At 45.0% G+C, this 593-nt stretch carries 1 protein-coding gene; it reads right to left on the bottom strand.

Annotation, left to right across the window (positions count from 1 at the left end):
- On the bottom strand, positions 1 to 593 hold a 593-nt coding region (locus CCZ01_RS10620), incomplete at both ends, for a hypothetical protein (protein WP_181566404.1).

Here is a 593-nt window from a genome sequence, read left to right as displayed (position 1 = left end):
GCTTTGCTATCTGCACCAGTCTTACTGATGAGTCCATTGACATAAGATGTTCCATTCTTAGCAGGATTTGCAGGGGTATAGCCGGTGTAAGTAATGCTAGTCGCATCTGCTCCATCAAGCTTAAATTTAATCTCTCCACCAGTCATGGTAGTCGTCGCACTATCAGGGGTGAATTTAAGTGTGCCACCAGCTTGACTTGCAGTCCATCCTGTTAAGAGGTCAGTTCCTCCTGTTGCCGGATTGTAAGTACTTCCACCAACAGTGACTGTTACTGTTCCAGCAGTAGCGGCAGGCGGAGTGTATGTTTTACCATCCAATACTGCAGCAACAATATCACCGATACTTGTAGCATTAATCGTTTGACCAGTAAGAGCTTTCACCTCAACACTAACACTTACACCATCAGCAGTGAATGTGAGTGTTTTAGTTACAGCAGCAGTGCCACCAGCGACACCTGTAAAGGCAGCAGTAGCAGTAGCAGTAGTAGCAGGCTGAGCACTCCCAGCTGGTGTATACCCAATCAAGTTGATTCTATCCATATTGATACCTTTTGCTAATTCAATGGTATCTAAACCTTGAGAACCAGTGATTTG

The sequence above is a fragment of the Helicobacter monodelphidis genome (genome assembly GCF_003288845.1).
Taxonomy (GTDB): domain Bacteria; phylum Campylobacterota; class Campylobacteria; order Campylobacterales; family Helicobacteraceae; genus NHYN01.
This window is presented reverse-complemented; position numbering and strand designations above follow the sequence as displayed.